The sequence below is a fragment of the Limimaricola variabilis genome (assembly GCF_014195545.1).
Lineage (GTDB): Bacteria > Pseudomonadota > Alphaproteobacteria > Rhodobacterales > Rhodobacteraceae > Limimaricola > Limimaricola variabilis.
Genome location: NZ_JACIBX010000006.1, coordinates 1 through 25,188, shown reverse-complemented (window position 1 = coordinate 25,188; position 25,188 = coordinate 1). Strand labels below are relative to the sequence as shown.

At 66.2% G+C, this 25,188-nt stretch carries 29 protein-coding genes and 2 tRNA genes; 25 read left to right on the top strand and 6 right to left on the bottom strand.

Annotated features, from left to right (window positions below; all coding sequences use genetic code 11):
* Positions 1 to 284: 284 nt before the first annotated feature.
* The 8 genes from rpsA to FHS00_RS09175 all read left to right on the top strand — a co-directional run bounded on the left by rpsA (position 285) and on the right by FHS00_RS09175 (position 6,450).
* A complete protein-coding gene (gene rpsA / locus FHS00_RS09210; protein ID WP_281372297.1) occupies positions 285 to 1,964 on the top strand; it encodes a 30S ribosomal protein S1 in 1,680 nt (559 codons plus the stop codon).
* A gap of 208 nt (positions 1,965 to 2,172) precedes the next feature.
* Positions 2,173 to 2,454, top strand: coding sequence for an integration host factor subunit beta (ihfB, locus tag FHS00_RS09205; RefSeq protein WP_085897095.1), 282 nt, complete (start codon positions 2,173 to 2,175; stop codon positions 2,452 to 2,454).
* 9 nt (positions 2,455 to 2,463) lie between these two features.
* Positions 2,464 to 2,829 (top strand): lipopolysaccharide assembly protein LapA domain-containing protein, encoded by a 366-nt coding sequence (locus tag FHS00_RS09200; RefSeq protein WP_183472091.1) that lies wholly within the window; start codon positions 2,464 to 2,466, stop codon positions 2,827 to 2,829.
* On the top strand, positions 2,830 to 3,468 hold the full coding sequence (locus FHS00_RS09195; RefSeq protein WP_183472089.1) for a phosphoribosylanthranilate isomerase: 639 nt from the start codon (positions 2,830 to 2,832) through the stop codon (positions 3,466 to 3,468).
* 44 nt (positions 3,469 to 3,512) lie between these two features.
* Positions 3,513 to 3,839, top strand: a complete 327-nt coding sequence (locus tag FHS00_RS09190; RefSeq protein ID WP_183472087.1) for a YgaP family membrane protein — start codon at positions 3,513 to 3,515, stop codon at positions 3,837 to 3,839.
* Between the two features lie 68 nt (positions 3,840 to 3,907).
* The gene (gene trpB, locus FHS00_RS09185; RefSeq protein ID WP_183472085.1) at positions 3,908 to 5,134 is read left to right on the top strand and encodes a tryptophan synthase subunit beta; all 1,227 of its coding nucleotides are present in this window, start codon (positions 3,908 to 3,910) and stop codon (positions 5,132 to 5,134) included.
* Positions 5,135 to 5,223: 89 nt separating this feature from the next.
* On the top strand, positions 5,224 to 5,631 hold the full coding sequence (locus FHS00_RS09180; RefSeq protein ID WP_183472083.1) for an EF-hand domain-containing protein: 408 nt from the start codon (positions 5,224 to 5,226) through the stop codon (positions 5,629 to 5,631).
* Positions 5,632 to 5,838: 207 nt separating this feature from the next.
* Positions 5,839 to 6,450: a DUF7282 domain-containing protein gene (locus FHS00_RS09175; protein WP_183472081.1), complete on the top strand. Its 612-nt coding sequence runs from the start codon at positions 5,839 to 5,841 to the stop codon at positions 6,448 to 6,450.
* Between the two features lie 57 nt (positions 6,451 to 6,507).
* On the opposite strand, the gene FHS00_RS09170 is transcribed toward FHS00_RS09175, so the two are convergent.
* From FHS00_RS09170 to FHS00_RS09160, 3 genes are all read right to left on the bottom strand, one after another.
* A complete protein-coding gene (locus FHS00_RS09170) occupies positions 6,508 to 6,879 on the bottom strand; it encodes a DUF2237 family protein (RefSeq protein WP_183472079.1) in 372 nt (123 codons plus the stop codon).
* A 49-nt stretch (positions 6,880 to 6,928) separates the two neighbouring features.
* Positions 6,929 to 7,639 carry an aminoacyl-tRNA hydrolase gene (gene pth, locus FHS00_RS09165; RefSeq protein WP_183472077.1) on the bottom strand — a complete coding sequence of 237 codons (711 nt, stop codon included), beginning with the start codon at positions 7,637 to 7,639 and terminating at the stop codon, positions 6,929 to 6,931.
* A 97-nt stretch (positions 7,640 to 7,736) separates the two neighbouring features.
* Complete coding sequence (locus FHS00_RS09160) at positions 7,737 to 8,375, bottom strand: 50S ribosomal protein L25/general stress protein Ctc (protein ID WP_183472075.1); 639 nt, start codon at positions 8,373 to 8,375, stop codon at positions 7,737 to 7,739.
* Positions 8,376 to 8,611: 236 nt separating this feature from the next.
* Between FHS00_RS09160 and FHS00_RS09155 the strand changes: the two genes are divergently transcribed.
* Positions 8,612 to 10,408, top strand: coding sequence for an ABC transporter transmembrane domain-containing protein (locus tag FHS00_RS09155; RefSeq protein ID WP_183472073.1), 1,797 nt, complete (start codon positions 8,612 to 8,614; stop codon positions 10,406 to 10,408).
* Between the two features lie 141 nt (positions 10,409 to 10,549).
* A complete protein-coding gene (locus tag FHS00_RS09150; protein WP_183472071.1) occupies positions 10,550 to 12,445 on the top strand; it encodes an acyl-CoA synthetase in 1,896 nt (631 codons plus the stop codon).
* Positions 12,446 to 12,472: 27 nt separating this feature from the next.
* Here the strand turns inward: FHS00_RS09150 and FHS00_RS09145 are convergent, their stop codons facing one another.
* Together FHS00_RS09145 and FHS00_RS09140 are read right to left on the bottom strand one after the other, a co-directional pair.
* Positions 12,473 to 12,643, bottom strand: a complete 171-nt coding sequence (locus FHS00_RS09145; RefSeq protein WP_183472069.1) for a hypothetical protein — start codon at positions 12,641 to 12,643, stop codon at positions 12,473 to 12,475.
* A gap of 249 nt (positions 12,644 to 12,892) precedes the next feature.
* A tRNA-Thr gene (locus FHS00_RS09140) sits at positions 12,893 to 12,967 on the bottom strand.
* A gap of 151 nt (positions 12,968 to 13,118) precedes the next feature.
* Here FHS00_RS09140 and FHS00_RS09135 point away from each other — a divergent pair.
* From FHS00_RS09135 to FHS00_RS09105, 7 genes are read left to right on the top strand one after another with little or no spacing between them, the layout of a single operon-like run.
* Positions 13,119 to 13,268: a hypothetical protein gene (locus FHS00_RS09135; protein WP_183472067.1), complete on the top strand. Its 150-nt coding sequence runs from the start codon at positions 13,119 to 13,121 to the stop codon at positions 13,266 to 13,268.
* A 5-nt stretch (positions 13,269 to 13,273) separates the two neighbouring features.
* Complete coding sequence (gene murA, locus FHS00_RS09130; protein WP_183472065.1) at positions 13,274 to 14,539, top strand: UDP-N-acetylglucosamine 1-carboxyvinyltransferase; 1,266 nt, start codon at positions 13,274 to 13,276, stop codon at positions 14,537 to 14,539.
* Positions 14,536 to 15,012, top strand: coding sequence for a DUF2948 family protein (locus tag FHS00_RS09125; RefSeq protein ID WP_183472063.1), 477 nt, complete (start codon positions 14,536 to 14,538; stop codon positions 15,010 to 15,012). Before murA ends, FHS00_RS09125 begins: the two co-directional genes overlap by 4 nt.
* The gene (locus FHS00_RS09120) at positions 15,009 to 15,503 is read left to right on the top strand and encodes a GNAT family N-acetyltransferase (protein WP_183472061.1); all 495 of its coding nucleotides are present in this window, start codon (positions 15,009 to 15,011) and stop codon (positions 15,501 to 15,503) included. The genes FHS00_RS09125 and FHS00_RS09120 overlap by 4 nt, the downstream gene beginning before the upstream one ends.
* Positions 15,504 to 15,549: 46 nt before the next feature.
* The gene (gene hisD / locus FHS00_RS09115) at positions 15,550 to 16,860 is read left to right on the top strand and encodes a histidinol dehydrogenase (RefSeq protein ID WP_183472059.1); all 1,311 of its coding nucleotides are present in this window, start codon (positions 15,550 to 15,552) and stop codon (positions 16,858 to 16,860) included.
* Positions 16,857 to 17,318 carry a UPF0262 family protein gene (locus FHS00_RS09110; RefSeq protein WP_183472057.1) on the top strand — a complete coding sequence of 154 codons (462 nt, stop codon included), beginning with the start codon at positions 16,857 to 16,859 and terminating at the stop codon, positions 17,316 to 17,318. The genes hisD and FHS00_RS09110 overlap by 4 nt, the downstream gene beginning before the upstream one ends.
* Position 17,319: 1 nt before the next feature.
* Complete coding sequence (locus tag FHS00_RS09105; protein ID WP_183472055.1) at positions 17,320 to 17,790, top strand: arsenate-mycothiol transferase ArsC; 471 nt, start codon at positions 17,320 to 17,322, stop codon at positions 17,788 to 17,790.
* 210 nt (positions 17,791 to 18,000) lie between these two features.
* Here FHS00_RS09105 and FHS00_RS09100 read toward each other — a convergent pair whose 3' ends face one another.
* The gene (locus FHS00_RS09100; protein ID WP_183472053.1) at positions 18,001 to 19,605 is read right to left on the bottom strand and encodes a PRC-barrel domain-containing protein; all 1,605 of its coding nucleotides are present in this window, start codon (positions 19,603 to 19,605) and stop codon (positions 18,001 to 18,003) included.
* A gap of 234 nt (positions 19,606 to 19,839) precedes the next feature.
* Here FHS00_RS09100 and infA point away from each other — a divergent pair, with 234 nt between their 5' ends.
* The 8 genes from infA (at position 19,840) to FHS00_RS09060 (ending at position 24,811) form a co-directional block, all read left to right on the top strand.
* Positions 19,840 to 20,058 (top strand): translation initiation factor IF-1, encoded by a 219-nt coding sequence (gene infA, locus FHS00_RS09095; RefSeq protein ID WP_013384801.1) that lies wholly within the window; start codon positions 19,840 to 19,842, stop codon positions 20,056 to 20,058.
* Positions 20,059 to 20,065: 7 nt separating this feature from the next.
* A complete protein-coding gene (locus FHS00_RS09090; protein WP_183472051.1) occupies positions 20,066 to 20,671 on the top strand; it encodes a Maf family protein in 606 nt (201 codons plus the stop codon).
* Complete coding sequence (locus tag FHS00_RS09085) at positions 20,668 to 21,705, top strand: ribonuclease E/G (protein WP_183472049.1); 1,038 nt, start codon at positions 20,668 to 20,670, stop codon at positions 21,703 to 21,705. The genes FHS00_RS09090 and FHS00_RS09085 overlap by 4 nt, the downstream gene beginning before the upstream one ends.
* Positions 21,705 to 21,899: a DNA gyrase inhibitor YacG gene (locus FHS00_RS09080; RefSeq protein WP_183472048.1), complete on the top strand. Its 195-nt coding sequence runs from the start codon at positions 21,705 to 21,707 to the stop codon at positions 21,897 to 21,899. The genes FHS00_RS09085 and FHS00_RS09080 overlap by 1 nt, the downstream gene beginning before the upstream one ends.
* A 96-nt stretch (positions 21,900 to 21,995) precedes the next feature.
* A tRNA-Phe gene (locus tag FHS00_RS09075) sits at positions 21,996 to 22,070 on the top strand.
* Positions 22,071 to 22,435: 365 nt separating this feature from the next.
* The gene (locus FHS00_RS09070) at positions 22,436 to 22,768 is read left to right on the top strand and encodes a hypothetical protein (RefSeq protein WP_183472046.1); all 333 of its coding nucleotides are present in this window, start codon (positions 22,436 to 22,438) and stop codon (positions 22,766 to 22,768) included.
* Between the two features lie 296 nt (positions 22,769 to 23,064).
* On the top strand, positions 23,065 to 23,469 hold the full coding sequence (locus FHS00_RS09065; protein WP_183472044.1) for a TadE/TadG family type IV pilus assembly protein: 405 nt from the start codon (positions 23,065 to 23,067) through the stop codon (positions 23,467 to 23,469).
* Between the two features lie 4 nt (positions 23,470 to 23,473).
* The gene (locus tag FHS00_RS09060; protein ID WP_183472042.1) at positions 23,474 to 24,811 is read left to right on the top strand and encodes a Tad domain-containing protein; all 1,338 of its coding nucleotides are present in this window, start codon (positions 23,474 to 23,476) and stop codon (positions 24,809 to 24,811) included.
* Positions 24,812 to 25,188 lie beyond the last annotated feature (377 nt).

The window sequence follows — 25,188 nt, the reverse complement described above, 5'->3', positions numbered from 1 at the left end:
TCTCCTGTCCGGGCCGCCATTAGTGCGCTGGCGTAGGGATCGCGCAATGGGCGAGGCCCAGTGGCGTGGCGAGTGTGGCCGTGCTGCTTGATCCGGGACCGGCTTTGCTCTATGGACACGGGCGTCGAGAGGGCGGCGCGCGTCTCGCGCGCGAGCAGGATGAGGCAGGGTCGGAATTTCCGGCCCCGGTCGCGTTGGACGCCCTGTCGGCAAGCCGAAATCCAAAGACCGGCGGAGACAACCGCCTGGCCCGTATAGCGACTTACAAAGGAAAAACTGACCGCATGTGCGCTAAAGCATCCATGGAGGAATTCGAAGCCCTCCTGAACGAAAGCTTCGAAATCGACACGCCGTCCGAAGGCAGCGTCGTCAAGGGCCGCGTGCTCGCCATCGAGGCGGGTCAGGCCATCATCGATGTCGGCTACAAGATGGAAGGCCGCATCGATCTCAAGGAATTCGCCAACCCCGGCGAGCAGGCCGACCTCAAGCCCGGCGACGAGGTCGAAGTCTTCCTCCGCCAGGTTGAGAACGCCCGTGGCGAAGCCGTCATCTCGCGTGAGATGGCCCGCCGCGAAGAGGCGTGGGACCGTCTCGAGAAGGCCTATGCCGACGAAGAGCGCGTCGAAGGCGCCATCTTCGGCCGCGTCAAGGGTGGCTTCACCGTCGATCTCGGCGGCGCCGTGGCCTTCCTGCCCGGCTCGCAGGTCGATGTGCGCCCCGTGCGCGACGCCGGCCCGCTCATGGGTCTCAAGCAGCCGTTCCAGATCCTCAAGATGGACCGCCGCCGTGGCAACATCGTGGTGTCGCGTCGCGCGATCCTCGAAGAGAGCCGTGCCGAGCAGCGCGCCGAGGTCATCGCCAACCTGCACGAAGGCCAGACGGTCGACGGCGTGGTCAAGAACATCACCGAATACGGTGCGTTCGTTGATCTCGGCGGCGTCGACGGCCTGCTGCACGTCACCGACATGGCGTGGCGCCGCGTGAACCACCCCTCGGAGATCCTGTCGATCGGCGAGACCGTCAAGGTCCAGGTCATCAAGATCAACAAGGAAACCCACCGTATCAGCCTCGGCATGAAGCAGCTGCAGGACGATCCGTGGGATTCGGTGGAAGCCAAGTTCCCGATCGAGAGCGTCCACACCGGCCGCGTGACCAACATCACCGACTACGGCGCCTTCGTGGAGCTGGAGCCGGGCGTCGAGGGTCTGGTCCACGTCTCCGAGATGAGCTGGACCAAGAAGAACGTGCACCCCGGCAAGATCGTCTCCACTTCGCAGGAAGTGGAAGTGATGGTGCTCGAGATCGACAGCGCCAAGCGTCGCGTCTCGCTCGGCCTGAAGCAGACCCAGCGCAACCCGTGGGAAGTCTTCGCCGAGACCCACCCCGAGGGCACCGAGGTCGAGGGCGAGGTGAAGAACATCACCGAGTTCGGCCTGTTCGTCGGCCTCCCGGGCGACATCGACGGCATGGTTCACCTGTCGGACCTGACCTGGGAAGGTCGTGGCGAGGACGTGATCGGCGACTTCCGCAAGGGCGACGTCGTGAAGGCCAAGGTCACCGAGGTCGACATCGAGAAGGAGCGCATCTCGCTCTCGATCAAGGCCATGGACGGCGACCCGTTCGCCGAAGCCATCGGTGGTGTGAAGCGCGGCTCGATCATCACCGTCGAGGTGACCAAGATCGAGGATGGCGGCATCGAAGTGACCTATGAGGGCATGAAGTCCTTCATCCGTCGCTCGGACCTGTCGCGTGACCGTGCCGAGCAGCGCCCCGAGCGCTTCGGCGTCGGCGACAAGGTCGACGTCCGTGTCACCAACGTCGACAGCAAGACCCGCAAGCTGGGCCTGTCGATCAAGGCGCGCGAGATCGCCGAAGAGAAGGAAGCGGTCGAGCAGTACGGCTCCTCCGATTCGGGCGCCTCGCTGGGCGACATCCTCGGCGCCGCCCTCAAGGGCGACCGCTGAGCCCATCCGGGGCCCTTTTCGGCCCCGGAACGCTTTCGACCCCGTCGCCCCTCACCGGGCGGCGGGGTCTTTTCGTGAACGTGGGTCAAAACCGCACCGTTGTTTTGACTGCACTATTTATCGGAACCGGTGATGCCCCTATAGTCTTGATGACACAGATCCGTGACATGTCGCCGCATCGGCGCGGCACGGACAGGGAGGGCTGCTAATGATTCGCTCCGAACTGATCCAGAAAATCGCGGATGAGAACCCGCATCTCTATCAGCGCGACGTCGAAAAGATCGTGAACACGATCTTCGACCGGATCACCCAGGCGATGGCCGAAGGAAACCGGGTCGAACTGCGCGGCTTCGGCGCCTTTTCGGTTAAGAAGCGCGACCAGCGGCTCGGCCGCAACCCGCGCACCGGCGAGGCGGTCGAGGTCGAAGAAAAGCACGTCCCCTTCTTCAAGACCGGCAAGCTCTTGCGCGACCGGCTAAACGGGAAATAGAACCACCACATGAGAGCTCTCCGCACCGCCTTCTGGGGCATCGTCGCCATCTGTCTGGTCATTCTCGGCCTCGCCAACCGCGGCATGGTCACGCTGCGCGTGCTGCCCGAGGGGCTGAGCGGGCTGTTCGGCATCTCGCCCGACATCGACCTGCCGCTCTATGCCGTGATCCTGATCGGCGTGGCGCTCGGCCTGATGATCGGCTTCCTCTGGGAGTGGCTGCGCGAGCACAAGCACCGCGCCGAGGCGCGCCGGCGGGCCCGTGACGTCAACCGCCTCGAGCGCGAGGTCGACCGTCTGCGGCACGAGAAGCACGAGGGCGAGGACGACGTACTGGCGCTTGTCGATCGCCCGGCCGAACCCGCCCGCGTCTGAATGCCCGTCTCCGTCAAGATCTGCGGCCTGTCCGACCGGGCAGGCCTCGATGCCGCCGTGGCGGCAGGCGCCCGCTATGTGGGCTTCGTCTTCTTCGCCAGATCGCCGCGCTGCGTCAGCGTCGAGACCGCCGCTGCGCTGGGGTTGGAGGTGCCGCCGGGCGTCGCCAAGGTGGCGCTGGTGGTGGATGCCGACGACGCGACGCTCGACGACATTGTCGCTCGCGTGCCGCTCGACATGCTGCAGCTTCATGGCCGCGAGACGCCCGAGCGCGTGGCCGAAATCCGTGCCCGTCATGGCCTGCCGGTGATGAAGGCGGTGGGGGTGGCCACGGAGGCCGACCTGCCCACGCTCGACCTCTATGCGGCCGTGGCCGACCAGATCCTCGTCGATGCCAAGGCGCCGGCGGGTGCTGTGCTGCCCGGTGGCAACGGGCTCGCCTTCGACTGGCGGCTGATCGCCGGGCGGCGCTGGCCCGTGCCATGGATGCTGGCGGGCGGGCTGACGCCCGAGAATCTCGCCGAGGCCGTGGCCCGGACCGGTGCGCGTCAGGTCGACGTCTCATCCGGGGTCGAGAGTGCCCCGGGGCGCAAGGATGCCGACCGCATCCGCGCCTTCCTGTCGGCGGCAAGTGGCTGACGAAGGCGATTGCCGCGGCCCCGTGGTCGTCCTACATGGCAGCCATGAGCAAGACCGTCGATCACGAGCGTGAGAAGGCCCGCCTGCAACGGCAGATGCGGGCGATGACCGGCGGTTCGCCGCGGATGCGGCGGATGTCGGATCTGCTGATGGCGGACCATGCCCGTTGGATCCGCATTCCCGTGGGGCTGCTGCTCATCCTCGGGGGCTTCGCGGCGATCCTTCCGATCTTCGGGTTGTGGATGCTCCCGATCGGCCTCGCGCTGCTGGCGGTCGACCTGCCGATCCTGCGGCCGGGCGTCAACGCGGCGCTGATCCGCGGTCGGCGCTGGATCGACGGCACTTCGCGGCGCTGGCGCGACCGCGATTGAGGCGAGAACCCTTTACCGCCCCGCGCGGCAAGGGTAGTCCGGAGGCCGAACGCGAGGAGGCCCAGCGCATGGCGGACGATCTCATCAACAGCTTCATGGCCGGGCCCGACGAGGGCGGCCGCTTCGGCCAGTTCGGCGGGCGTTTCGTCTCCGAGACGCTGATGCCGCTGATCCTGTCGCTCGAGGCCGAGTACGAGAAGGCCAAGACCGACCCGTCCTTCTGGGCGGAGATGGACGATCTGTGGACCCACTACGTCGGCCGGCCCAGCCCGCTCTACTTTGCCGAGCGTCTGACCGAGCATCTCGGCGGGGCCAAGATCTACCTCAAGCGCGACGAGCTGAACCACACCGGCGCGCACAAGATCAACAACGTGCTTGGCCAGATCATCCTCGCGCGCCGCATGGGCAAGACCCGGATCATCGCCGAGACCGGTGCCGGTCAGCACGGCGTGGCGACCGCGACGGTTTGCGCCAAGTTCGGCCTGAAATGCGTGGTCTACATGGGCGCGCATGACGTCGAGCGTCAGGCGCCCAACGTGTTCCGGATGCGGCTTCTGGGTGCCGAGGTCGTGCCCGTCACCTCGGGCCGCGGCACGCTCAAAGACGCCATGAACGACGCGCTGCGCGACTGGGTCACCAATGTGCGCGATACCTTCTACTGCATCGGCACCGTCGCGGGCCCGCATCCCTATCCGGCGATGGTCCGCGACTTCCAGTCGATCATCGGCAAGGAGGTGCGCGAGCAGATGCAGGCCGCCGAGGGGCGTCTGCCCAACACGCTGATCGCGGCGATCGGCGGCGGCTCGAATGCGATGGGGCTGTTCTTCCCGTTCCTCGACGACCGGGAGGTGAACATCATCGGCGTCGAGGCGGGCGGCAAGGGCGTCGACCTGAAGATGCAGCACTGCGCCTCGCTTACCGGCGGGCGCCCTGGCGTGCTGCATGGCAACAAGACCTACCTGCTGCAGGACGATGACGGACAGATCCTCGAAGGCCATTCGATCTCTGCCGGCCTCGACTACCCTGGCATCGGTCCCGAGCACGCCTGGCTGCACGAGATCGGCCGGGCGCAATACGTGGCGATCACCGATGCCGAGGCACTCGAGGCGTTCAAGCTGTCCTGCGCGCTCGAAGGGATCATCCCGGCGCTGGAGCCGTCCCACGCGCTGGCGCATGTGATGAAGATCGCGCCGGAACTGCCCAAGGACCACCTGCTGGTAATGAACATGTGCGGTCGCGGCGACAAGGACATCTTCACCGTGGCCAAGCATCTGGGCGTCGACATTCAGACCTGACGGCTCTCACGGCTTTGTGAACGCGCCTCTCCGAACGCCTCGCCGGGCGACACGTTGGGGCGCGAACTCACAATTCGAGAGGACACGACATGCTGAACAAACTGAGCGCCAGCCTCGCGACCACCGCCTTCGTTCTGGGTGCCTCGACCGCCGTGGCCCAGAGCATTCCGTTTGCCGAGGTGGACACCGATGGCAATATGGAGCTGAGCATGGCCGAACTCGAGGCTGCCTTCGGTGCCGAAGGGGCCGCGATCCTGATCGAGGATGACGCCGACGGCGACGGTATGCTGAGCGTGCAGGAAATCCGCATCGCGACCGGCATGACCGCGACCGGCACAGCCGATCCCGAAGCGCGCGCCGCGTCGGATGACAGCGACGACCCGGACTACCGCGACGACAACGAGTCGGCTCTCCAGACCAACGACACCGAGACCGAAGGCTTCATCGAAGAAGGCGAGGACATGGCTGACCCGTCCGATGAGGACAACAGCCAGTAATCCATTCTCAGGATTTCAGTTGATCGGCCGGTCGGGGCAACCCCGACCGGCCTTTTTCTTGTTCTGGGGGAGCGGCACATGGGGGAAACACGCCGATGTGTAGAGCGACAGTGAACCCGAAGTCTTTCAGATGGTTATCAATGCAAACCAGATTTGGAGAATACAATGTTCAAGATCTTCGCAACCGCTTCGGCTACCGCCGCACTGATGGCCGGCGCCGCGATCGCGCAAGACGACACGATGATGATCGAGGCCGATCAGGAAGCCATGATGATGTCGATGGCCGACGGCCAGACCATGGTGACCTTCCCGCGCATCACGACCCGCGAGGATGGCTACATCGTCCTGCACGCCGTCGCTGATGGCGCGCCCGTCGTGCCCGACTCGATGGGCCATGCGATGGTGATGGCCGGCGAGAATACCGACGTCATGGTGATGATCCCCCAGGCACTGCCGGCCGGGACCGAGCTTGTGGCAATGCTGCATGCCGAGACCAACGGCAACGGTGTCTATGACTTCGGCGAAGGCATGACCGATGTCGACGGCCCCATCATGGTCAATGGCGCGCCGGTGACCGCTACCTTCGTGGTGCCGGAAGGCGTGAAGATGGACCCCGACATGGACGCGATGGAGTCGCCTGAGGTAGAGGATCCGGAGACTCGCTCGGCTTCGGATGATTCCGATGATCCGGATTATCGTGACGAGGGCGAAGACGAAATCGAGCTCAATGACACCGAAGTCGATGGCTTCCTCGAAGAGGGTGAGGAAAATGGTGACAACGAGTCCGATGACGACGACGCCGCCACTGCCAATCAGTAAGTCCTGAGACGCGAAATCATTCAGCCCTGGCCGGAGCGATCCGGCCGGGGCTTTCTCTTAAGAGGCCGCGTATCTTTCGAGAAGCGAGAGCGGTATCACGTCGAGCGCCGACCGATGGGTCGCAGCAAGATTTACCCGCGGGGCACAGCCTTCGTCGTGGGCCTGCAGGAAGCGCATGGCGCACAAGCACCAGCGATCACCCGGCCGCAGCCCCGGGAAATCTAGCTCCGGGCGCGGCGTGCTCAGGTCGTTTCCGACATAGGCCGACCATGCAAGGAACTCGGCGGTCATCACGGCGCAGACCGTGTGGCTCCCGACGTCCTCGGCGCAGGTGTTGCAATGACCGTCACGGAAGAATCCAGTGACCGGGCCGGTCGAACAGGAGGCGAGCGGTTCGTCGAACACGTTCAGCGATGGTTCTACCTTCATTTGTCCTCCCTCCGACGGGCCAGTATGTCATCAGGGCGATCCCGTTCCGTCACCTGAACCGATCGGCAAGCTTCTGAAGGGCCGAGCGATCATCGGTGGGCGCGGGGGCAGGGGCCTGCGATTTGGGAGAGGCTGGGGCCGGGGCGGCGTCAGCCTTCTGGGCAGGCGGCTTCGCGCCGCCACCGGAGCGCGGCGGGTTCAGCCTGAGCGCCACGGCGTTCATGAAGCGCGGCCCGTCCCCTGTGGCCAGTGCCGCGGCTCCGTCCGATACGCCGCGCAGCATGTCGTCGAGCCAGTCCTCGTCGGCCTTGGCAAAATCCTTGAGCACGTAGCCCGGCACCGCGTCCTTGTGGCCCGGATGGCCGACGCCCATCCGCACCCGGTCGTAATGCGGCCCCAGATGCTGGTGGATCGAGCGCAGCCCGTTATGACCGGCGTGACCGCCGCCCGACTTGATCTTGAGCCGTCCCGGCGCGAGGTCGATCTCATCGTGGAACACCGTGATGTCGATGCTGTCGATCTTGTGGAAGCGTGCGGCTTCGCCAACCGATTGACCGGACAGGTTCATGAAGGTCGCGGGCTTCAGCAGGAGCACCTTCTCGGTCCCCAGCCTGCCCTCGGCGACCTCGCCCTGGAACTTGGCGCGCCAAGGCGCAAAGCCATGATCCTCGGCGATCCGGTCAACGGCCATGAAGCCGATATTGTGACGGTTCCGGGCGTATTTGGCCCCCGGATTGCCTAGTCCGACAAAGAGTTTCATGGCGCGGAGACTAGCGCGCCCATGCCGGCGAAACCAGTGCCGGAGACGCGAACGGGGCCCCGAAGAGCCCCGCTGCATGGATCGATCCGGGAAGGGATCAGGCGTCCGACTGCTCGGTCGCCTCGACCTCGTCGGCGGCCTCTTCCTCGGCCGCGGCAGCGGCGAGCTTCGACGGCGCCGAGATGTTGGCGATCACGAAGTTGCGGTCGATGGTCGCCTTGGCGCCGGAGGGCAGGGTGACGTCGTTGATGTGGATCACGTCACCGATCTCCTTGCCGGTCAGATCGACAACGATCTGCTCGGGGATCTCGCCGGCCAGCACATTCAACTCGACCTCGGGACGCACCACGGTGAGCACGCCGCCCTTCTTGATGCCGGGCGCGGCCTTGTGGTTCTCGAACTCGACGTGGATGAACAGGTTGATCCGCGTGGTGCGGCGCAGGCGCAGCAGGTCCACGTGGGTCGGAAGGTCCTTGACCACGTCGCGCTGAACGCCGCGGCAGATCACGCGCACGTCGTCCTGGCCTTCAACCTTGAGGTTGAACAGGGTCGACAGGAAGCGTCCCGCCTTCAGCTTCTTGATCAGCGCGTTGTAGGGCAGGTTGATCGGCAGCGGGTCGGCGCCGCCACCATACACGATGCCCGGAACGAGGTTTTCGCGACGTGCCTGACGAGCGGCCCCCTTGCCTGTCCCCGTGCGTGCCGTGGCGACGAGATCCGGAATCTCTTTGGCCATTGTAAGTCCTTTCAGGTGATGGGCCATCCTCCAAGGGTGTATGGCCCGATTCAGAACCTGTGCCCTTAGCGCCGAATCGCGAGTTTGGAAAGATGCCCGTGGGGGGAAAGCGGCGCTAATGCGCCTTGTCTTTCCGCAACCCCCCGCAGGGCCTTTCGCGGCAGGCGCCGGGCTTCGCTTGTCGTGCGCCATTCCGGGGTCTAGACATCTTCGGCAATCCAAAGACGAGGCGCGACATGGCCCGATCCCCGAAACGCGGCGAGGAAGACCGCGCGGCGTCGAAGAATATCGGTGCGCTGCGGGCGCTCTGGCCGTTCCTCGCGCCCTATCGTGGCACCATGGCGCTGGCGGTCGCGGCGCTGGTGCTGACGGCCTGCGTGAGCCTCGTGCTGCCGCTGGCGGTGCGACGCGTGGTCGACAATTTCGAGGTAGATGCGGGCGCGCTGCTTGATCGCTATTTCGCCGGCGCGCTCCTCATCGCCGCGCTGCTCGCGCTGGGCACGGCGGCGCGATACTACCTCGTCACGCGGCTCGGCGAGCGGGTGGTGACGGATATCCGCAAGGCGGTCTTCGCACGGATGGTCGGGATGAGTCCCTCCTTCTACGAGCGGGTCATGACCGGGGAAGTCCTCAGCCGGATCACCACCGACACCACGCTGATCCTGAGCGTGATCGGCTCCTCGGCCTCGGTGGCGCTCAGGAACCTGCTGATTCTCGTCGGCGGTCTGGTGCTCCTGCTGATGACCTCCGCCAAGCTTACCGGGCTGGTGCTGCTGATCGTGCCGGCGATCATCGTGCCGATCGTGGTGCTTGGGCGCAGGCTGCGCGCGCTGAGCCGTCAGAACCAGGACTGGATCGCCGCCTCGTCGGGCAACGCCTCCGAGACGCTGCTTTCGGTGCAGACCGTGCAGGCATACAGCCACGAGGCGCCGAGCCGGGCCCGGTTCGACGATGTCACCGAAAAGAGCTTCGCGGCCGCGCATGCCCGGATCGGCACACGGGCGGTGATGACCGCGATCGTCATCTTCCTGATCTTCGCGGGCATCGTCGGCGTGCTGTGGATCGGCGCGCGCGACGTGAATGCCGGCGCGATGAGCATCGGCGCCCTGGTGCAGTTCGTGATCTATGCGGTGATGGTGGCCGGCGCGGTCGGTGCGCTGACCGAGATCTGGGGCGAGCTGCAGCGCGCCGCCGGCGCCACCGAGCGGCTGGTCGAACTGCTTCATGCCGAGGACAGCCTGCGCGAGCCGAAGGACCCGCTTCCGGTGCCCGCCGCGCGCGGCGAGATCATGTTCGAGGATGTCTCCTTCTCCTACCCGTCGCGTCCCGACACCTCGGCGCTCGACCATGTCAGTGTCGCGATCCGGCCCGGTGAAACGGTGGCGCTGGTCGGCCCCTCCGGCGCGGGCAAGACGACGATGATCCAACTTCTGCTGCGGTTCTGGGACCCGGCCTCGGGGCGGATCACGCTTGACGGGGTCGATCTGCGCGACATGGCGCGGCCCGACTTCCGCCGCCGCATGGCGCTGGTGCCGCAGGACCCGGTGATCTTCGCCGACACGGCGCGCGAGAACATCCGTTTCGGTCGTCCCGACGCCACGGATGAGGAGGTCGAGGCGGCCGCACGCGCGGCCGCGGCGCATGAATTCCTCGTCGCGCTGCCGCAGGGCTACGACAGCCAGGTCGGCGAGCGCGGCGTGATGCTGTCGGGCGGGCAGAAGCAGCGCATCGCCATCGCCCGCGCGATCCTGCGCGACGCGCCGGTGCTGCTGCTGGACGAGGCGACCAGCGCGCTCGACGCCGAGAGCGAGCGGCTGGTCCAGCACGCCGTCGACCGGCTCGCGCAGGGGCGCACGACGCTGATCGTGGCGCATCGGCTGGCCACGGTGAAGAAGGCCGACCGGATCCTCGTCTTCGAAGACGGGCGGATCGTGGCGCAGGGCAGCCATGACGACCTCGTGGCGGAGGGGGGGCTCTACGCCCGGCTGGCGCGGTTGCAGTTCACCGACGGCATGGCGCAAGCCGCAGAATAGCCAACTGGCAGGAAAATCCTTGCGCCGCGGAAGGCTTTCGCGGCGTCATGCTTGCGTGACGTGAAGGTCAGGCCCGATGCTTTGCCTCAGGGATGGAGGCCGCAGGCGGCACAACAAGAGAATAAAAAGGGAGGAACGGGAATGGGCTTTGCGGGCATGATCGATCGGGAGGCGATCGAGGCCGAGGGGAGCTGGCAGGCACAGGGCCAGCCGACGACGACCCACGGGCTGCTGAAACGCACGGCTGAGGCCTTTCCCGACCGCGCCGCGCTGAGCTTTCAGCTGTTCTCCGATCCCAAGGCGCCGGCGGAGACGCTGAACTGGCGCGAGCTGCACGCCAAATCGGCGCAGACGGCGAACCTGCTGCGCGAGCTGGGCGTCGGCGAGACCGACGTGGTCGCCTATCTGCTGCCGAACTGCTCCGAGGTGGTGTTGAGCTATCTCGGCGGCCAGATCGCCGGGGTCGTCAACCCGATCAACCCGCTTCTGGATGCGGGCCAGATCGGCGCGATCCTGCGCCAGACGAATGCCAAGGTGCTGGTCACGCTCAAATCCTTCCCCAAGACCGACGTGGCCCAGAAGGCGGCCGAGGCGGTGGCGCTGGCGCCCAATGTCGAGACGGTGCTCGAGGTCGACCTGCATCGCTATCTCACCGGGGTGAAGAAGCTGATCGTGCCGCTCATCCGGCCCAAGGTCGAGGTGCGCCACAAGGCCCGTGTGCTCGACTTCAACCGTGAGATCGCGCGTCAGCCGCGCGAGCTGGCCTTCGCCGACAGCCCGGGCGACCGGGTCGCCGCGCTGTTCCATACCGGCGGCACCACCGGCATGCCCAAGGTGGCCCAGCACTACTACTCCGGCATCGTCTACAATGGCTGGCTGGGCGCGCGGCTGATGTTCTCGGATCGCGACAACATCATCTGCCCGCTGCCGATGTTCCATGTCTTCGCCGCCATCGTCATCATGGGGGCCTCGCTCGCCTCGGGGGCGCATGTGATCCTGCCGACGCCCGCGGGCTACCGCGGCGACGGGGTGTTCGACAATTTCTGGAAGCTGGTGGAGCGCTGGAAGGTCACCTTCGTGATCACCGTTCCCACCGCCATCTCGGCCCTGATGCAGCGCCCGGTGAACGCCGACATCTCGACGCTGAACCTCGCCTTCTCGGGCTCGGCACCGCTGCCGGTGGAGCTCTACAAGCGCTTCGAGGAGGCCGCTGGCGTAACCATCTGCGAGGGCTACGGCCTGACCGAGGCGACCTGCCTCGTGTCGATCAACCCGCCCGAGGGCGAGAAGAAGGTGGGCTCGGTCGGGGTGCCTTTCCCCTATACGCAGGTGCGGATCATCGACCCCGCCACCGGCGCGGACTGCCCCATCGACAAGGTCGGCGAGATCTGCGTTTCGAGCCCCGGGGTGTCGCGCGGCGGCACCTATACGGACCCGACCAAGAACGAGGGCCTCTATCGCCCGGGCCCCGAGGATGAGCAGCAGTTCCTGCGGACCGGCGATCTCGGCCGGATCGATCCGGACGGGTATTTGTGGATCACCGGCCGGGCCAAGGACCTGATCATCCGTGGCGGCCACAACATCGACCCGGCCGAGATCGAGGAGGCGCTGGCCGCGCATCCCGCCATCGCCTTCGCCGGCGCCATCGGCCAGCCCGACGCCCATGCCGGCGAGGTGCCATGCGCCTATGTGGAGTTGGTCGACGGCGCGACGGTGAGCCACGAGGAGCTGCTCGAATACGCCCGCGAGCACGTCTCCGAGCGCGCGGCGCGGCCGCGCCATCTGGAGATCCTGCCGGAACTGCCGAAAACCGCCGTGGGCAAGATCTTCAAGCCGGCGCTGCGCAAGATGGCGATCGCCCGCGTCTATGACGAGACGCTGGCCGCCGCCGGTGTTGGCGCCGAGGTGGCTGAGGTGGTCGAAGACAACCGCCGTGGACTGGTCGCGAAGATTCGCCGTACCGGCACCGCGAACGAGCCCGAAGTCGCCAAGGCGCTGGGCGCCTTCACCACCCCCTGGGACTGGATCGGCGACTGACGCGTACTCTGAACCCGGAGCGGTGCCTCAGTCGGCGATGCCGGCCAGCCGCCGCTCCGGGACGCTCGCCTCCTGCAGCGGCGGCGGGACGGCCGTCACGCCGGCCAGCATGCCGTCGAACATTGGTCGGGACGGGGGGAGCGCCAACAGCAGGAGGGCCGCCAGAGCCAGCGGGATCAGGGGATCGATGGAAAACATCGCAACTCGCAAAACACTTGCTATACCTGCGAGCATGAGAAGGGATCCGCGATCCCGCCGCAACTGTCCAAGCAGACAGGCGCTCTAGAGCCGAACGTGTAATTGACGCAGGCATCCGTGTCGGCGAGCGCGGCATACCCTCTTAATCACCCCAAGATTCGCCATCGAGACCGCCTTTTGGCGGGCGAAGAAGCGCATTGCGTTTGGCTGGCCGAGGCGCGGCATCAAGTCTTGCGATGTGGGGGAGGATGGTGCTGCAGGAGAGGATTGAACTCTCGACCTCACCCTTACCAAGGGTGTGCTCTACCACTGAGCTACTGCAGCGTCTCGTCTGGGCGGGCTTTTACCTGCCATGACGGCGAGCGCAAGGGGTTTTTGTCGCGCTTGACGCCGGGGCGGGCAAAGGTGGGGTCGATGGGTGGCGTGGAGGCAATGAACTGGACGGATCGGGGGGCGGACGCTATCTGCGACAACCATGAAGACACCCCGTCAGGAGCCGCCCCGCGCGGCTGATCGCAAGGACCGGCTCAAGGCCGCCCTCAAGGCCAACATCGCCCGCCGCAAGGCGCAGGCGCAGGCGCGGGCGTCAGAAACCCGGTCTGACGAAGAACAAGAGGAAGAGTAGCAGGCATGGATTCGATCATCGTGCGCGGCGGCGCCGAGCTGCGCGGCCAGATTCCGATCGCGGGCGCCAAGAACGCCTGTCTCGCGCTGATGCCCGCGACGCTGTTGTCGGAGGAGCCGCTGACGCTCACCAACGCGCCGCGGCTGTCGGACATCCGCACCATGACCCAGCTGCTGGAATCGCTCGGCGCCGAGATCTCCTCGATGCAGGGCGGGAAGGTCATCGCGATGTCGACCCACGACCTCGCCTCGACCCGCGCCGATTACGAGATCGTCCGCAAGATGCGCGCCTCGAATCTGGTGCTGGGCCCGCTGCTGGCGCGCGCCCATGAGGCGGTGGTCTCGTTGCCGGGTGGTTGCGCCATCGGCGCGCGGCCGATGGACATCCACATCGAGGCGCTCACTGCGCTCGGTGCGGAGATTGAGCTGAAGGATGGCTACCTGCATGCGCTGGCGCGCGGCGGCCTGCGTGGCAACCGGGTTAAGCTGCGCTTCGCCTCGGTCGGTGCGACCGAGAACGTGCTGATGGCCGCGACGCTCGCCAAGGGCACCACGCTGATCGAGAACGCTGCGCGCGAACCCGAGATCGTCGATCTGGCGCGTTGCCTGCGGGCGATGGGTGCGCAGATCTCGGGCGAGGGCAGCGCCACGATCGAGGTGCAGGGCGTCGACCGGCTCGGGGCCGCGACGCATCGCGTCGTCACCGACCGGATCGAGCTGGGCACCTACATGCTGGCCCCGGCCTTCACCGGCGGCGAGGTGGAGTGCCTGGGCGGCGAGATCGGCCTGATCGGCGCGTTCTGCGAGAAGCTGGACGCGGCCGGAATCGACGTGACCGAGACCGAGGCCGGGCTGAAGGTGAAGCTGCGTGGCGATCGGCCGCGCGCGGTCGACGTCACCACGGAACCCTTCCCGGGCTTCCCGACGGACCTGCAGGCCCAGATGATGGCGATGCTGTGCACCGCCACCGGCACCTCGCGGCTCGAGGAGAAGATCTTCGAGAACCGCTTCATGCATGCGCCCGAGCTGATGCGCATGGGCGCGCGGATCGAGGTGCAGGGCGGCCATGCCACCGTCACCGGTGTCGACCGCCTCAAGGGCGCGCAGGTGATGGCCACCGACCTGCGGGCCTCGGTCTCGCTGATCCTCGCCGGTCTCGCCGCCGAGGGAGAAACCGTGGTGAACCGGGTCTATCATCTCGACCGTGGCTACGAGCATGTCGAGGACAAGCTGAGCGCCGTCGGCGCCAGGATCGAGAGGGTGAGTGCATGAGCGAGATGCGCGACGCGACATTCGCCGAAGGGGTGCAGCGGCCGCTGCGCCTCAAGGCGCTTGATGGCGACGACGTTCAGGTGATCTCGGCGCTGGTGCAGGATTCGGTCCTGCCCGCTTCCGAGATGGCCTGGAAGAAGAGCGACCGTCGCTTCGCCATGCTGCTCAACCGGTTCCGCTGGGAGGATCCGGCCACCACCCGCGAGGCCGAGCGGGTGCAGGCGGTGCTGTGCATCGAGAACGTGATGGCGGTGCGGTCGCAGGGACTCGACCCCGCCGACCGCGACACGGTGCTGTCGCTGCTCGCGGTGGTGTTCGAGGCCGCCGAAGCGGAGCCTGCCGGCACGATCCGGCTGATCCTCGCGGGGGATGGGGAGATTGCCATCGACGTCGAAGCGCCGGAACTGCTGCTGCGCGACGTGACCCGCCCCTATGCCGCCCCCTCGGGCAAGGCACCCCGGCACCCCGAGTGATCCGCGACCTCGGACCCGATGATCTGGGCGCTTGGCGCCGGATCCGCGCCGAGGGGCTGCGCCTGTTTCCCGACGCCTTTCTGACGACGCTGCAGGAGGAGTTGGCCCGGTCCGACGAGGAGGTGGCGGAGAGCCTCGCGGGGCGTCTGGTGCTGGGCGCCTTTGACGGCGACCGGCTGATCGGGACGGCCGCGCTCGATCCGGTGGTCGAGGCGGTGGCGGCCGCGCATCGCGTCGCGCTCAACGCCTTTTACGTGAGTCCCGAAAGCCATGGCACCGGTATCGGCAAGCGGCTGCTGCGCGCCGCGCTCGATCGGGCGGCCGCCGATGGCAAGCTGCAGGTCGAGTTGTTCGTGGCCGCGCATAACGCCCCTGCGATCCGGCTCTACGAGAAGCACGGTTTCGTCCGGCACGGTCTCCTGCCACGCGCTGCGCGCCTCGAGGACGGCTTTGTCGACGACCTCTACTACGTGCGGCAACTGGACGGTTGAGCAGGGGGGCGGGCGGGGCTATGCCCCAGAGCCGAAGGAGACCGCCATGCCGCACCGCCTGTCCAGCACCGATCCCGATTTCGAGACCCGCTTTGCCGCGTTGCTGACCATGAAGCGCGAGGACAGCCCCGACGTGGACGACGCGGTCGCGGCGATCATCGCGGAGGTCCGGGCGCGCGGCGATGCGGCGCTCGTCGATTACACCGCCCGTTTCGACCGGATGGAGCTGGCGCCCGGGCAGCTGCGCTTCTCGGCCGAGGAGATCGAGGCGGAATGCGCCAAGGTGTCCGACGAGGACCGCGCCGCGCTCGAACTCGCGGCCGAACGCATCCGCGCCTATCACGCCCGCCAGATGCCCGAGGATCAGAGCTGGACCGACGAAGCGGGCGCGATGCTCGGTTGGCGCTGGACACCCGTCTCGGCCGCAGGACTCTACGTGCCGGGCGGCTTGGCCTCCTATCCCTCATCGGTGCTGATGAACGCGGTACCGGCGAAGGTGGCAGGGGTCGAGCGGCTCGCCGTCACCGTGCCGACGCCCGACGGCGTGGCCAACCCTCTGGTACTGATGGCCTGCCGGATCGCCGGGGTGGACGAGATCTACCGCGTCGGCGGCGCGCAGGCGATCGCGGCGCTGGCCTACGGGACCGAGAGCGTCGCCCCGGTGGACAAGATCACCGGGCCGGGCAACGCCTTCGTCGCTGCCGCCAAGCGCCGGGTCTTCGGTCGCGTCGGCATCGACATGATCGCGGGCCCGTCCGAGATCCTCGTCATCGCCGATGCCGACAACGATCCCGACTGGATCGCGCTCGATCTGCTCAGCCAGGCCGAGCATGACGAGAGCGCGCAGTCGATCCTCATCACCGACGACGCAACCTTTGGCGACCGTGTGACCGCCGCCGTGGAGGCGCGGCTCGAAACACTCGAGCGGCGCGCCATCGCGGGGGCGAGCTGGCGCGATTTCGGCGCCGTCATCACGGTGCGCGACCTTGACGAGGCAGCGCGCCTCGCGGACCGGATCGCGGCGGAGCATCTGGAGCTTTGCGTGGCCGATCCCGAAGGTCTCGCCGCGAAAATCACCCATGCCGGCGCGATTTTCCTCGGGCACTGGACGCCGGAGGCGATCGGTGACTACATTTCAGGGCCGAACCATGTCCTGCCCACGGCACGGTCGGCGCGGTTCTCCTCTGGGCTGTCGGTGATGGATTTCCTGAAGCGTACCACATTGTCGAAGATGACCCCCGATGCGCTCGCCGCGATCGGTCCCTCGGGCGCGCGGCTGGCGCGGGCCGAGAGCCTCGAGGCGCACGGGCTGTCGATCACGGCGCGACTCGACCGGCTGAACCGGGGCGCCGAATGACCCGGATCGCCGAGATCCGGCTCGACGATGCGGGGCAGGCGCCGACGCCGGAGATCGAGCAGGAGCGCCGGGTCGCGGTGTTCGACCTGCTCGAGGAGAACAGCTTCGCCCTGCCGGGCCGCGACACGGGGCCCTATCACCTCGGTCTGGGCATCCGCGAGAAGCGGCTGGTCTTCGACGTGGCGACGGTCGGCGGCGACAAGGCGGCCGAGTTCCACCTCTCGCTCGGACCGTTCCGGCAGGTGGTGAAGGATTACTTCCAGATCTGCGAAAGCTATTACGACGCGGTGAAGACGCTGCCGCCGAGCCAGATCGAGACCATCGACATGGCGCGTCGCGGCATCCACAACGAGGGTGCCCGCGTGCTTCAGGAGCGGCTGGAGGGCAAGGCAGAGGTCGATACCGACACGGCGCGCCGGCTGTTCACCCTCATCTGCGTGCTGCATTTCGGGGCCTGATATGGAGTTGGCCGCCCCTTTGCAGCCTCTCCCCCAATCGGTTCTGTTCTGCTGCGATCACAACGCCGTCCGGTCCCCCATGGCCGAGGGCATCATGAAGAAGTTCTACGGCACCGACTGCTACATCCAGTCGGTGGGCGTGAAGAACGATCTCGAGATAGACGGCTTCGCCATTACCGTCTGCGCGGAGATCGGGGTCGAGCTGCATCGCCACCGCTCGCGCAGCTTCGACGAGATGCACAACTGGGGCGACGACCTGTCCTCTTTCGACCTGATCTTGGCGTTGTCGCCGGCGAGCCAGCGGCGGGCGCTCGACCTGACCGCCTGCTATCATCTCGAGGTCGAATACTGGCCGGTGCTCGACCCGACCGGGCTGGGCGAAGGGCGCGAGGATCGGCTGCGCAGCTATCGCCAGACCCGCGACATGATCGTCGAACGGCTGATCGATCGCTGGGGGCCGCCGCGAAGCTGATCGCGCCGGACATCCTCGCAACGCGCGCGCCGAACCACCAGAAACGACATTGCCGTACGCCAAAGGCTGGAAAGACGCCTGATAGGAGGGTGCCTCGGCACGCCGAACCACGACAGGCGCCCAGCGGCCCGAACGTCCCTTACTAGGCAGTAATACAGAAAAGGCCGCCCCGAGGGGCGGCCTTCGTGATCAAGGTCCGGAAAGCGAAGCTTACTGCTCGACTTCCTGCATCGACTCGAGCTGCTCCTCGGTCGCTTCGATGAAGACGCGGACTTCACCGGCTTCCGAACGCAGGACGCTCATCTGGTCGAAGGGGATGGCGACCGGCTTTTCGCCGATGCCGAGGAAGCCGCCGACTTCGACGATCACTTCCTGGATCTGGCCCTGATCGCTGACCATGATGTCGCCGATGTCGCCGATCCGCTCGTCATTGATGCCGTAGACGGTCGAACCTTCGAGGTCGGTCACGGCGATCTCGTTGGCGGGGATCATCGCGAAGCCTTCACGCTCCACAACCGGACCAGTGGCGACGATGTCGGCTTCTTCGGTCATCTCGGCGGTTTCCGCCTCGACGGTCTCGACCTCGGCCATTTCGCCTTCCACCTCAGCTTCGGCCTCGGCAGCGACGCCCTCGACGGCAGCCTCGGTCTCGGCAGCGGCCTCTTCAACCTCGGTCTCGAGCGCTTCGGCCGCGCCCTCTACCTCGGTCTCCATTTCCTCGGCCTCGGTCTCGAGCTCGGTCTCCATCTCCTCGGTCTCGGTCTCGAGCTCGGTTTCCATCTCGGCCTCGGGGGCCTCGGTCTCCATCTCGGCTTCGGCTTCCGGCGCGTCCATCGCAGCGGCAGCTTCGCCCTCGACGGCGGCTTCGTTGATGGTCACCACGGGCTCGCCAGTCTGCACCATCTCGATCACCGGCTCGCCGGCCTGAGTGAAGTTGATCACCGGCTCGGCGCTCTCGAAGCGGATCGTCGGCTCGGCGCGCTGAACGGAGACATTGGCCTGCTGGTCCGCGTTCTCCTGGAGGGTCACGATCGGCTCGACCGTGGTCAGCTGAACGTCGGCCTCTTCGATCGCACGAACCTCGCCCTCGGTGCCGGGCGCAAAGGTCTCGCCGGTGGCGCGGTCGGTCACCTGGATGCCGCCCTCGGAGCCCTCGGGGGCACGCTGCAGCTCGAGATCGACCTTCGGACGCGCCTGGTTGACGGTTACGATCGGCTCGGCCTGGCGCACTTCGACCTGCGGCTGGGCGTTGGCCACGTCGACCGACGGGTCGGGCATGGTGATGATAATCTCGGGCGCCGGCTGCTCGATACGGATGGTCGGCTGCGGCATGTCCATGGTGATCGTGGCGGGGGCCTGACGCACCAGGATCTCGGCGCCGGCTTCGTTGACCGTCACGTCGGGCTGCGCCTGGTCGACCATGATCTCGGTCTGGCCGGTTTCCACGTTGACGCTGGGTTGGCTCTGCTCGAGGTACACCATGCCCTCGATCACCACCTCGTCCTCGAGCCGCACCACGGTGCGCTCGGTCTCCGCCAGTTCGGCCTCGGCCTCGGCGCCTTCACCCTCGACCAGCACCACGCGCTCGAGCTCGACATAGGCGACGGCGCACTGCGCGTCGTCCTCGGCTTCGATCAGGGCCAGAACCTCTTCTTCGGTCATGCCAACATCGGCAGGCACACCGTCCGTCATCTGTTCCGTCAGCAGCAGCTCGAGATCGGAGCAGGTGGCGTCGGTGGTCTGGGCCTGAGCGGCGGCCGCCATCGGCAGTGTCAGCGCCGTCGACAGCAGCAGCTTCGTCATCCGCGTGTTCATGGGTCTCTCCCGTCTTATGCTTCGCTTCGGCGACACAACGGCGCATGTCGCCGGGCGTTCCCGGGTTCTTTACGAAATTTTGATTGTGCCCGTCGGCGGCCTGCGCGAATAATGCCGCGAAAGACTGCGAGACCCGGATCGGGACGCGGTCCTGTTTGCACTTGAAATCCGCGCGCCGAGGGCGCATCTACGCGCCATGGCCCGCAAATGCGGGTTTCACTGGACGGAGAGACCATGGCCAAGGAAGAACTGCTCGAATTTCCCGGTGTCGTGAAGGAACTCCTGCCGAATGCGACGTTCAGGGTCGAGCTGGAAAACGGCCATGAGATCATCGCGCATACGGCGGGTAAACTTCGCAAGAACCGGATCCGCGTCCTCGCGGGTGACAAGGTGCAAGTCGAGATGACCCCCTACGATCTGACCAAGGGTCGGATCAACTACCGCTTCCGCTGACGCGCTCATGAGCGCGCTGCCGCCCGAGAGCGGGCTGAGGCTGATCCTCGGCTCGGCCTCGCCGCGCCGCCGCGAATTGCTGGCGCAGATCGGCCTCGCGCCGAACGACGTCCGCCCCCCCGACATCGACGAGACCCCGCATCGTGGCGAGTTGCCGCGCGCCTATGCGCGACGCATCGCGGACGAAAAGGCCCGCGCCGTCGCGCTCGACGAGGGTGAGGTGCTGCTTTGCGCCGACACTACCGTGGCGCTGGGCCGTCGCATCATGGGCAAGCCTGTAGACGCGACCGAAGCCGCCCGTTTCCTGCATATGCTTTCAGGTCGGCGCCACACCGTCATCACCGCTGTCGCAGTGCGTCGCGGCGACCGCGTCTGGGCGCGTGAGGTCGAGACGGCGGTCAAGATGAAGCGGCTGTCGAACCCCGAGGTCAACGCCTACCTTGCCACCGGCGATTGGCAGGGCAAGGCCGGGGGCTATGCCATTCAGGGCCCCGCCGGGGCCTTCATTCCCTGGATCAACGGATCCTTCACCGGCGTGGTCGGTCTGCCCCTGGCGGAAACTGCCGGGCTGCTGACGGCGGCCGGATATCCCGTTCACGGAGAACACGCATGAAGGGACGCCGCATCGTCCTCGACCATCTCGGCGACCGCGAAGCCGCGGCCCTTCTGGTCGATGGTCAGCTCGACGACCTGCTGATCGAGGAGGGCGACGCGCCGCGCCCCGGCGCGATCTACCGCGCCATCTGCGACCGGCCATTGAAGGGGCAGGGCGGCATGATGGTGCGCCTGCCCGAGGGCCTCACCGGCTTCCTGCGGCAGGGCAAGGGGCTGCGCCCTGGCCAGGCTTTGCTGGTGCAGGTCACCGGCGTCGCCGAGGACGGCAAGGCCGTGCCGCTCACCGATCGGGTGCTGTTCAAGAGCCGCTACGCCATCGTCACCCCCGGCGCGCCCGGCCTCAACATCTCGCGTGCCATCACCGAGGATGAGGAGCGGGCCCGGCTGCGCATTCTCGCCGAGGAGGGCATGGAGGGTGCGTCCGAGGATCTCGGCCTGATTCTCCGCTCGGCCTGCGCCGGCGCGGCCGAGGACGATATCGTCGAAGACATTGCCGCGATGCGGGACCTGTCCATTGCGGTGACGGCCGATGCGGCCGGCGACCAGCCCGAGGCGCTGACCGAGGGCGATGGGCCGCATCTGCTGGCCTGGCGCGACTGGAACGCGACCGACGTGGTGACCGAGCCGGGCGGTTTCGAGCGCGAAGGCGTGCTCGATCAGATCGAGGCCCTCAAGCAGCCGCGTGTCGCCACCGGCGAAGGCACGATCTATGTCGAGCCGACCCGGGCACTGGTGGCGGTCGATGTCAACACCGGCGGCGACACCTCGCCCGCCGCGGCGCTCAAGACCAACCTCGCCGCCGCCCGCGCATTGCCGCGTGCGCTGAGGCTGCGCGGCCTGGGCGGCCAGATCGTCGTGGACTTCGCGCCGATGTCCAAGGCGCATCGCAAGCAGCTCGAGCAGTCGCTGCGCGCCTCGTTCCGCAACGATCCCGTGGAGACCTCGCTGGTCGGCTGGAGCCCGATGGGGCTGTTCGAACTGCAGCGCAAGCGCGAGCGCCCCTCGCTGGTTCGGCTGCTCGGGAGGCTGTGATGTCCTGTCCGATCTGCGGCAAGGACACGGTGAAAGCGTATCGGCCGTTCTGCTCGAAGCGCTGCGCCGACGTGGATCTCGCCCGCTGGCTGGGCGGGGGTTACGCTGTGCCTTCGACCGATCCCGAAGACATCGAACGGGCCGCCGACGAGGCGGCCGAGGCCGCCCGTGACACGCCGCCGCGACGGCATTGAGCGCGGTGCGATTTTTCCTACGAATGCCTCTGGACACCCCCCTGCGGCTCGCCTAGAAGGCCCCCACCCGATGACGGCAGACGCCTTCATCCCCGTGCCCGGGTAGCTCAGGGGTAGAGCAGTGGATTGAAAATCCTCGTGTCGGTGGTTCGATTCCGCCCCCGGGCACCATTATCTCCGGTCTCTCAAGATGCTGGGTTTCGCTGCGGGTTCGGGCTTTGCCCTTCCCGATTTGGTCGACGCGTCCCATTGCGGGATGAGCGCCCCGCGAAGCCCGCTGCCTCGTGACGCCCTCGCCGCGACATCTCGCGCTGCCCGTCGTGGTGCCGGATGCCACCCCATTCCCGCGGGCCTCAGGCGCATTGCCGGCTCTGCGTGACGCTACTGGTCTCCTCGAAGGGCGGCCGGGAGGCGCAACCTATTTGCAACCCGTCTCCTGCACCGCCGGCCCGACGCCGCGGCGGAAGGCGGGTCATTCACCAGATCTTAGGAGCGCGGCCCCAAGCAGGCCCCTCCGGACCGAAAGCGAACGATACATGACCCATTCGACCACTTCCCACTACGACAGCATCACCATCTCGCGCAGCATCGCCGACGTGGACGCCGTGCTGTCGCTGCTGCGCCGCCAGGCCGACACGCTGCGCGTGCGCCATGCGCTCGATGCCGCCGCGCGCACCATCGACACCTGCCGCCAGAAGGTGGCGGGCTCGCTGGCGCGATCGCAGACGGCGCTGGCGCATGCCGATCTCGCGGCGCTGCTCGACCGGAACGATTTCGACATGCTGGAGCTGTCGCGTGTCCTTCAGCGTCTTCGGGACACCGTGCTGCGCCTGCGCGGTGAAAGCCGCACGGTCTTGGAACTCGCCTGAAAGCTCAGGGCAAGGAAGCGGCCAATCCCGCAGTGATCCGGCCTAGCCATTCGCGGCGGTCCTGACCTCTCCCGAAGTGTAGTGGAGCGGGATGGATGGCGGCCAGAGATCGGTCAGCGCCTGACCGGCCTCGAGAAAATCCTTCAACTCGGCACATCGATCTTCTAGGTCGATTTGTGCGTGTAAGGATGTTGGCCCAGATCACACCACAAGGTTGCACCGGCATCGCCCAATTTCAGGCGTGTTCGAAAGCATATATAGTCACGATGACTATAAGAATTGGGCTCTGATATCCTTTGCGTCTCCTGAACAGCCTTAGAACCGCTCAAAGAGATGAAAGCGGCAACGTCACGATCGAGTTCGTGCTATGGGTGCCGTTGGTCGCGTTTCTGCTGTTGGTGACCGTGGATGTCGGCCAGATCTTCCTGAAACAGGCTCAGGCTACGCGGTTGGTGCAGGACGCAAACCGGGCACTGTCAGTGGGCAAGATCCGGACCACCGTCGCCACCGAGACCTTCATCAAGGATCGCCTTGCAGGCTTCAGCACGGCCGTGACCGCGCAAACCACATACGACCCCGGGACTGGCATCATCTCGACCACAGCAAAGATCCCGTTGCGCGATCTCACGGTTACCCAGGCGCTGCCTATCGGCCAAGGCGCCACGGTCACCATTCAGTCCAGCCATATGATGGAGTTCTGAGCGGATGCAGGCCGGTCGCGGATTCTGGCTGGGGCTGATCGCCAAGACACGGCGCTTCAGCACTGATGAAACAGGTTCGGGCACAGTGTTCGGACTTTTCGTCTTCCTCGCCATGGCTGCAATCGGCGGCCTCGCCATCGATGTAACCCACGCGTATTCGGAGCGCACCCGGCTTCAGGTCGCAGCAGACGTGGCCGGCCATGCGGCCCTCTTCCACCGACGTTCCATGTCTTCGGACGATGCCAAGGTCGCCGCGATAAACCTCGTGCAATCGACCATGCCGCAGTCGCGTTTCGGCGACTTCATTCGCCCTTCCGATTTCGAGTTTGGAACCTACGATTACGTGCAACGCTCGTTTGTTGCCGATCCCGCCTCGCGCAAGGCCATACGCGTGAACACAGGCCGCCTTCAAGAGCGGGGCAACCCGATCGAGAGCTTCGTCAGTCAGCTTATCGGCCGAGATAGCTGGGACGTGCGAACGTCGTCCGTCTTCGTAGGTTTCCTGCCGCCATGCTTCCGGGAGGGGTTCACCGCCGAAGGCCCAGTGCTGGTAAGTTCGAACAACCTCTATCTCAACGGCTTCTGTATCCATTCGAACACCCGCGTGTCGGTGAACAGCAACAACCTGTTCGAGCCCGGCACGGCCGTGTCCATGCCGAACCTCGACCTGCTCAAGATCCCAGCTTCCGGTTTCACAAAAAACGCGGGGCTGGGTGCCGCACTCAAGACCGAGAAGCAGGACATTCGCGAGATCCGGCACCTGCCGGACATCATCGCCAACCTGTCGAAGCCCGGCTCGCCCCACTACCCGAGCTACCTGACCAGTTCGGCCGTCATCAACCTGTCGCAGAACAAGTATACACCACTCGATTTCACGCCGGGCCGTATCCATCGCATTGCCTGCTCCGGGGCGACCGCCACCATCGATCCGCACGCCACGCAGGCGGTGATCAGGAACGCGGTCATCCTGACGTCGTGCGATGTGAAGGTCGGCAACGGCCTGGCGCTCGAGAATGCGGTTATCGCCACCACGAACACTGCACAAAAAGCGATTTCGGGTTCGAACTCCTTTCGTCTGGGCCGTATCGACAACTGCCAGCCCGGCGGGGGCGCCCAGCTGCTCGCCATTGGCGGAGTGAGCTTCTCGAGCAACATGCAGATGCACGGGGGGCAAATCATCACGCAGGGGGATGTTACTTTCTCGTCCCTTGCAACCGGGAGGGGCGCCTCAATCATCGCAGGCGGGAAGATCGACGGCACCTCCAACATGGAAATGATGGCCTGTGACGAGCTCGGCATGGAGGGCAATCTCCACATCGATCATTATCGGCTGGCAGAGTGATCTGGCTTTAGGGCGGGGGAGGCTTTCGAGGCAGACTGCGCTTCGTGAAAGAGGTCGGCTGAACCACTTTTTCGGCCCTTATCAGTCAGAGGTCCCTGAACACCCTGTGGAGCAGGCCAAATTCCATTTCTATATGCGCTATGGATGACCATGTGCCGCGGGAGCTGCGCTAGCATGGGCCATCTGGCGGATGTTAGCGGTTTTATTGGCTATTCCTTCAACCCAGAGCTGCCGATTTGAGGCTGACTCCCAGAATAGGCATAGGGCGAGTTCAATTTTCTGCCTCGCCACCCTGGCGGCCCAAAGCCGCCTTAGTCTTGCCTGCTGCTCGACGGAACGCTTGGCTTCTACGCCCTCCATTTCCTGAGAAGAGCCAT

Excerpts from the sequence above, each read along its gene's own strand:
- pth (WP_183472077.1), bottom strand. The coding sequence starts at position 7,639 with ATGAAACTCTTTGTCGGACTAGGCAATCCGGGGGCCAAATACGCCCGG.
- FHS00_RS09060 (WP_183472042.1), top strand. The coding sequence starts at position 23,474 with ATGCAGGCCGGTCGCGGATTCTGGCTGGGGCTGATCGCCAAGACACGG.
- FHS00_RS09155 (WP_183472073.1), top strand. The coding sequence starts at position 8,612 with ATGGCCCGATCCCCGAAACGCGGCGAGGAAGACCGCGCGGCGTCGAAG.
- FHS00_RS09080 (WP_183472048.1), top strand. The coding sequence starts at position 21,705 with ATGTCCTGTCCGATCTGCGGCAAGGACACGGTGAAAGCGTATCGGCCG.
- FHS00_RS09180 (WP_183472083.1), top strand. The coding sequence starts at position 5,224 with ATGCTGAACAAACTGAGCGCCAGCCTCGCGACCACCGCCTTCGTTCTG.
- murA (WP_183472065.1), top strand. The coding sequence starts at position 13,274 with ATGGATTCGATCATCGTGCGCGGCGGCGCCGAGCTGCGCGGCCAGATT.
- infA (WP_013384801.1), top strand. The coding sequence starts at position 19,840 with ATGGCCAAGGAAGAACTGCTCGAATTTCCCGGTGTCGTGAAGGAACTC.
- FHS00_RS09070 (WP_183472046.1), top strand. The coding sequence starts at position 22,436 with ATGACCCATTCGACCACTTCCCACTACGACAGCATCACCATCTCGCGC.
- FHS00_RS09150 (WP_183472071.1), top strand. The coding sequence starts at position 10,550 with ATGGGCTTTGCGGGCATGATCGATCGGGAGGCGATCGAGGCCGAGGGG.
- FHS00_RS09100 (WP_183472053.1), bottom strand. The coding sequence starts at position 19,605 with ATGAACACGCGGATGACGAAGCTGCTGCTGTCGACGGCGCTGACACTG.
- FHS00_RS09125 (WP_183472063.1), top strand. The coding sequence starts at position 14,536 with ATGAGCGAGATGCGCGACGCGACATTCGCCGAAGGGGTGCAGCGGCCG.
- FHS00_RS09195 (WP_183472089.1), top strand. The coding sequence starts at position 2,830 with ATGCCCGTCTCCGTCAAGATCTGCGGCCTGTCCGACCGGGCAGGCCTC.
- FHS00_RS09170 (WP_183472079.1), bottom strand. The coding sequence starts at position 6,879 with ATGAAGGTAGAACCATCGCTGAACGTGTTCGACGAACCGCTCGCCTCC.
- FHS00_RS09085 (WP_183472049.1), top strand. The coding sequence starts at position 20,668 with ATGAAGGGACGCCGCATCGTCCTCGACCATCTCGGCGACCGCGAAGCC.
- FHS00_RS09135 (WP_183472067.1), top strand. The coding sequence starts at position 13,119 with ATGAAGACACCCCGTCAGGAGCCGCCCCGCGCGGCTGATCGCAAGGAC.
- FHS00_RS09145 (WP_183472069.1), bottom strand. The coding sequence starts at position 12,643 with ATGTTTTCCATCGATCCCCTGATCCCGCTGGCTCTGGCGGCCCTCCTG.
- hisD (WP_183472059.1), top strand. The coding sequence starts at position 15,550 with ATGCCGCACCGCCTGTCCAGCACCGATCCCGATTTCGAGACCCGCTTT.
- FHS00_RS09175 (WP_183472081.1), top strand. The coding sequence starts at position 5,839 with ATGGCCGGCGCCGCGATCGCGCAAGACGACACGATGATGATCGAGGCC.
- trpB (WP_183472085.1), top strand. The coding sequence starts at position 3,908 with ATGGCGGACGATCTCATCAACAGCTTCATGGCCGGGCCCGACGAGGGC.
- FHS00_RS09160 (WP_183472075.1), bottom strand. The coding sequence starts at position 8,375 with ATGGCCAAAGAGATTCCGGATCTCGTCGCCACGGCACGCACGGGGACA.
- rpsA (WP_281372297.1), top strand. The coding sequence starts at position 285 with ATGTGCGCTAAAGCATCCATGGAGGAATTCGAAGCCCTCCTGAACGAA.
- FHS00_RS09105 (WP_183472055.1), top strand. The coding sequence starts at position 17,320 with ATGGAGTTGGCCGCCCCTTTGCAGCCTCTCCCCCAATCGGTTCTGTTC.
- FHS00_RS09190 (WP_183472087.1), top strand. The coding sequence starts at position 3,513 with ATGAGCAAGACCGTCGATCACGAGCGTGAGAAGGCCCGCCTGCAACGG.
- ihfB (WP_085897095.1), top strand. The coding sequence starts at position 2,173 with ATGATTCGCTCCGAACTGATCCAGAAAATCGCGGATGAGAACCCGCAT.
- FHS00_RS09090 (WP_183472051.1), top strand. The coding sequence starts at position 20,066 with ATGAGCGCGCTGCCGCCCGAGAGCGGGCTGAGGCTGATCCTCGGCTCG.
- FHS00_RS09110 (WP_183472057.1), top strand. The coding sequence starts at position 16,857 with ATGACCCGGATCGCCGAGATCCGGCTCGACGATGCGGGGCAGGCGCCG.
- FHS00_RS09200 (WP_183472091.1), top strand. The coding sequence starts at position 2,464 with ATGAGAGCTCTCCGCACCGCCTTCTGGGGCATCGTCGCCATCTGTCTG.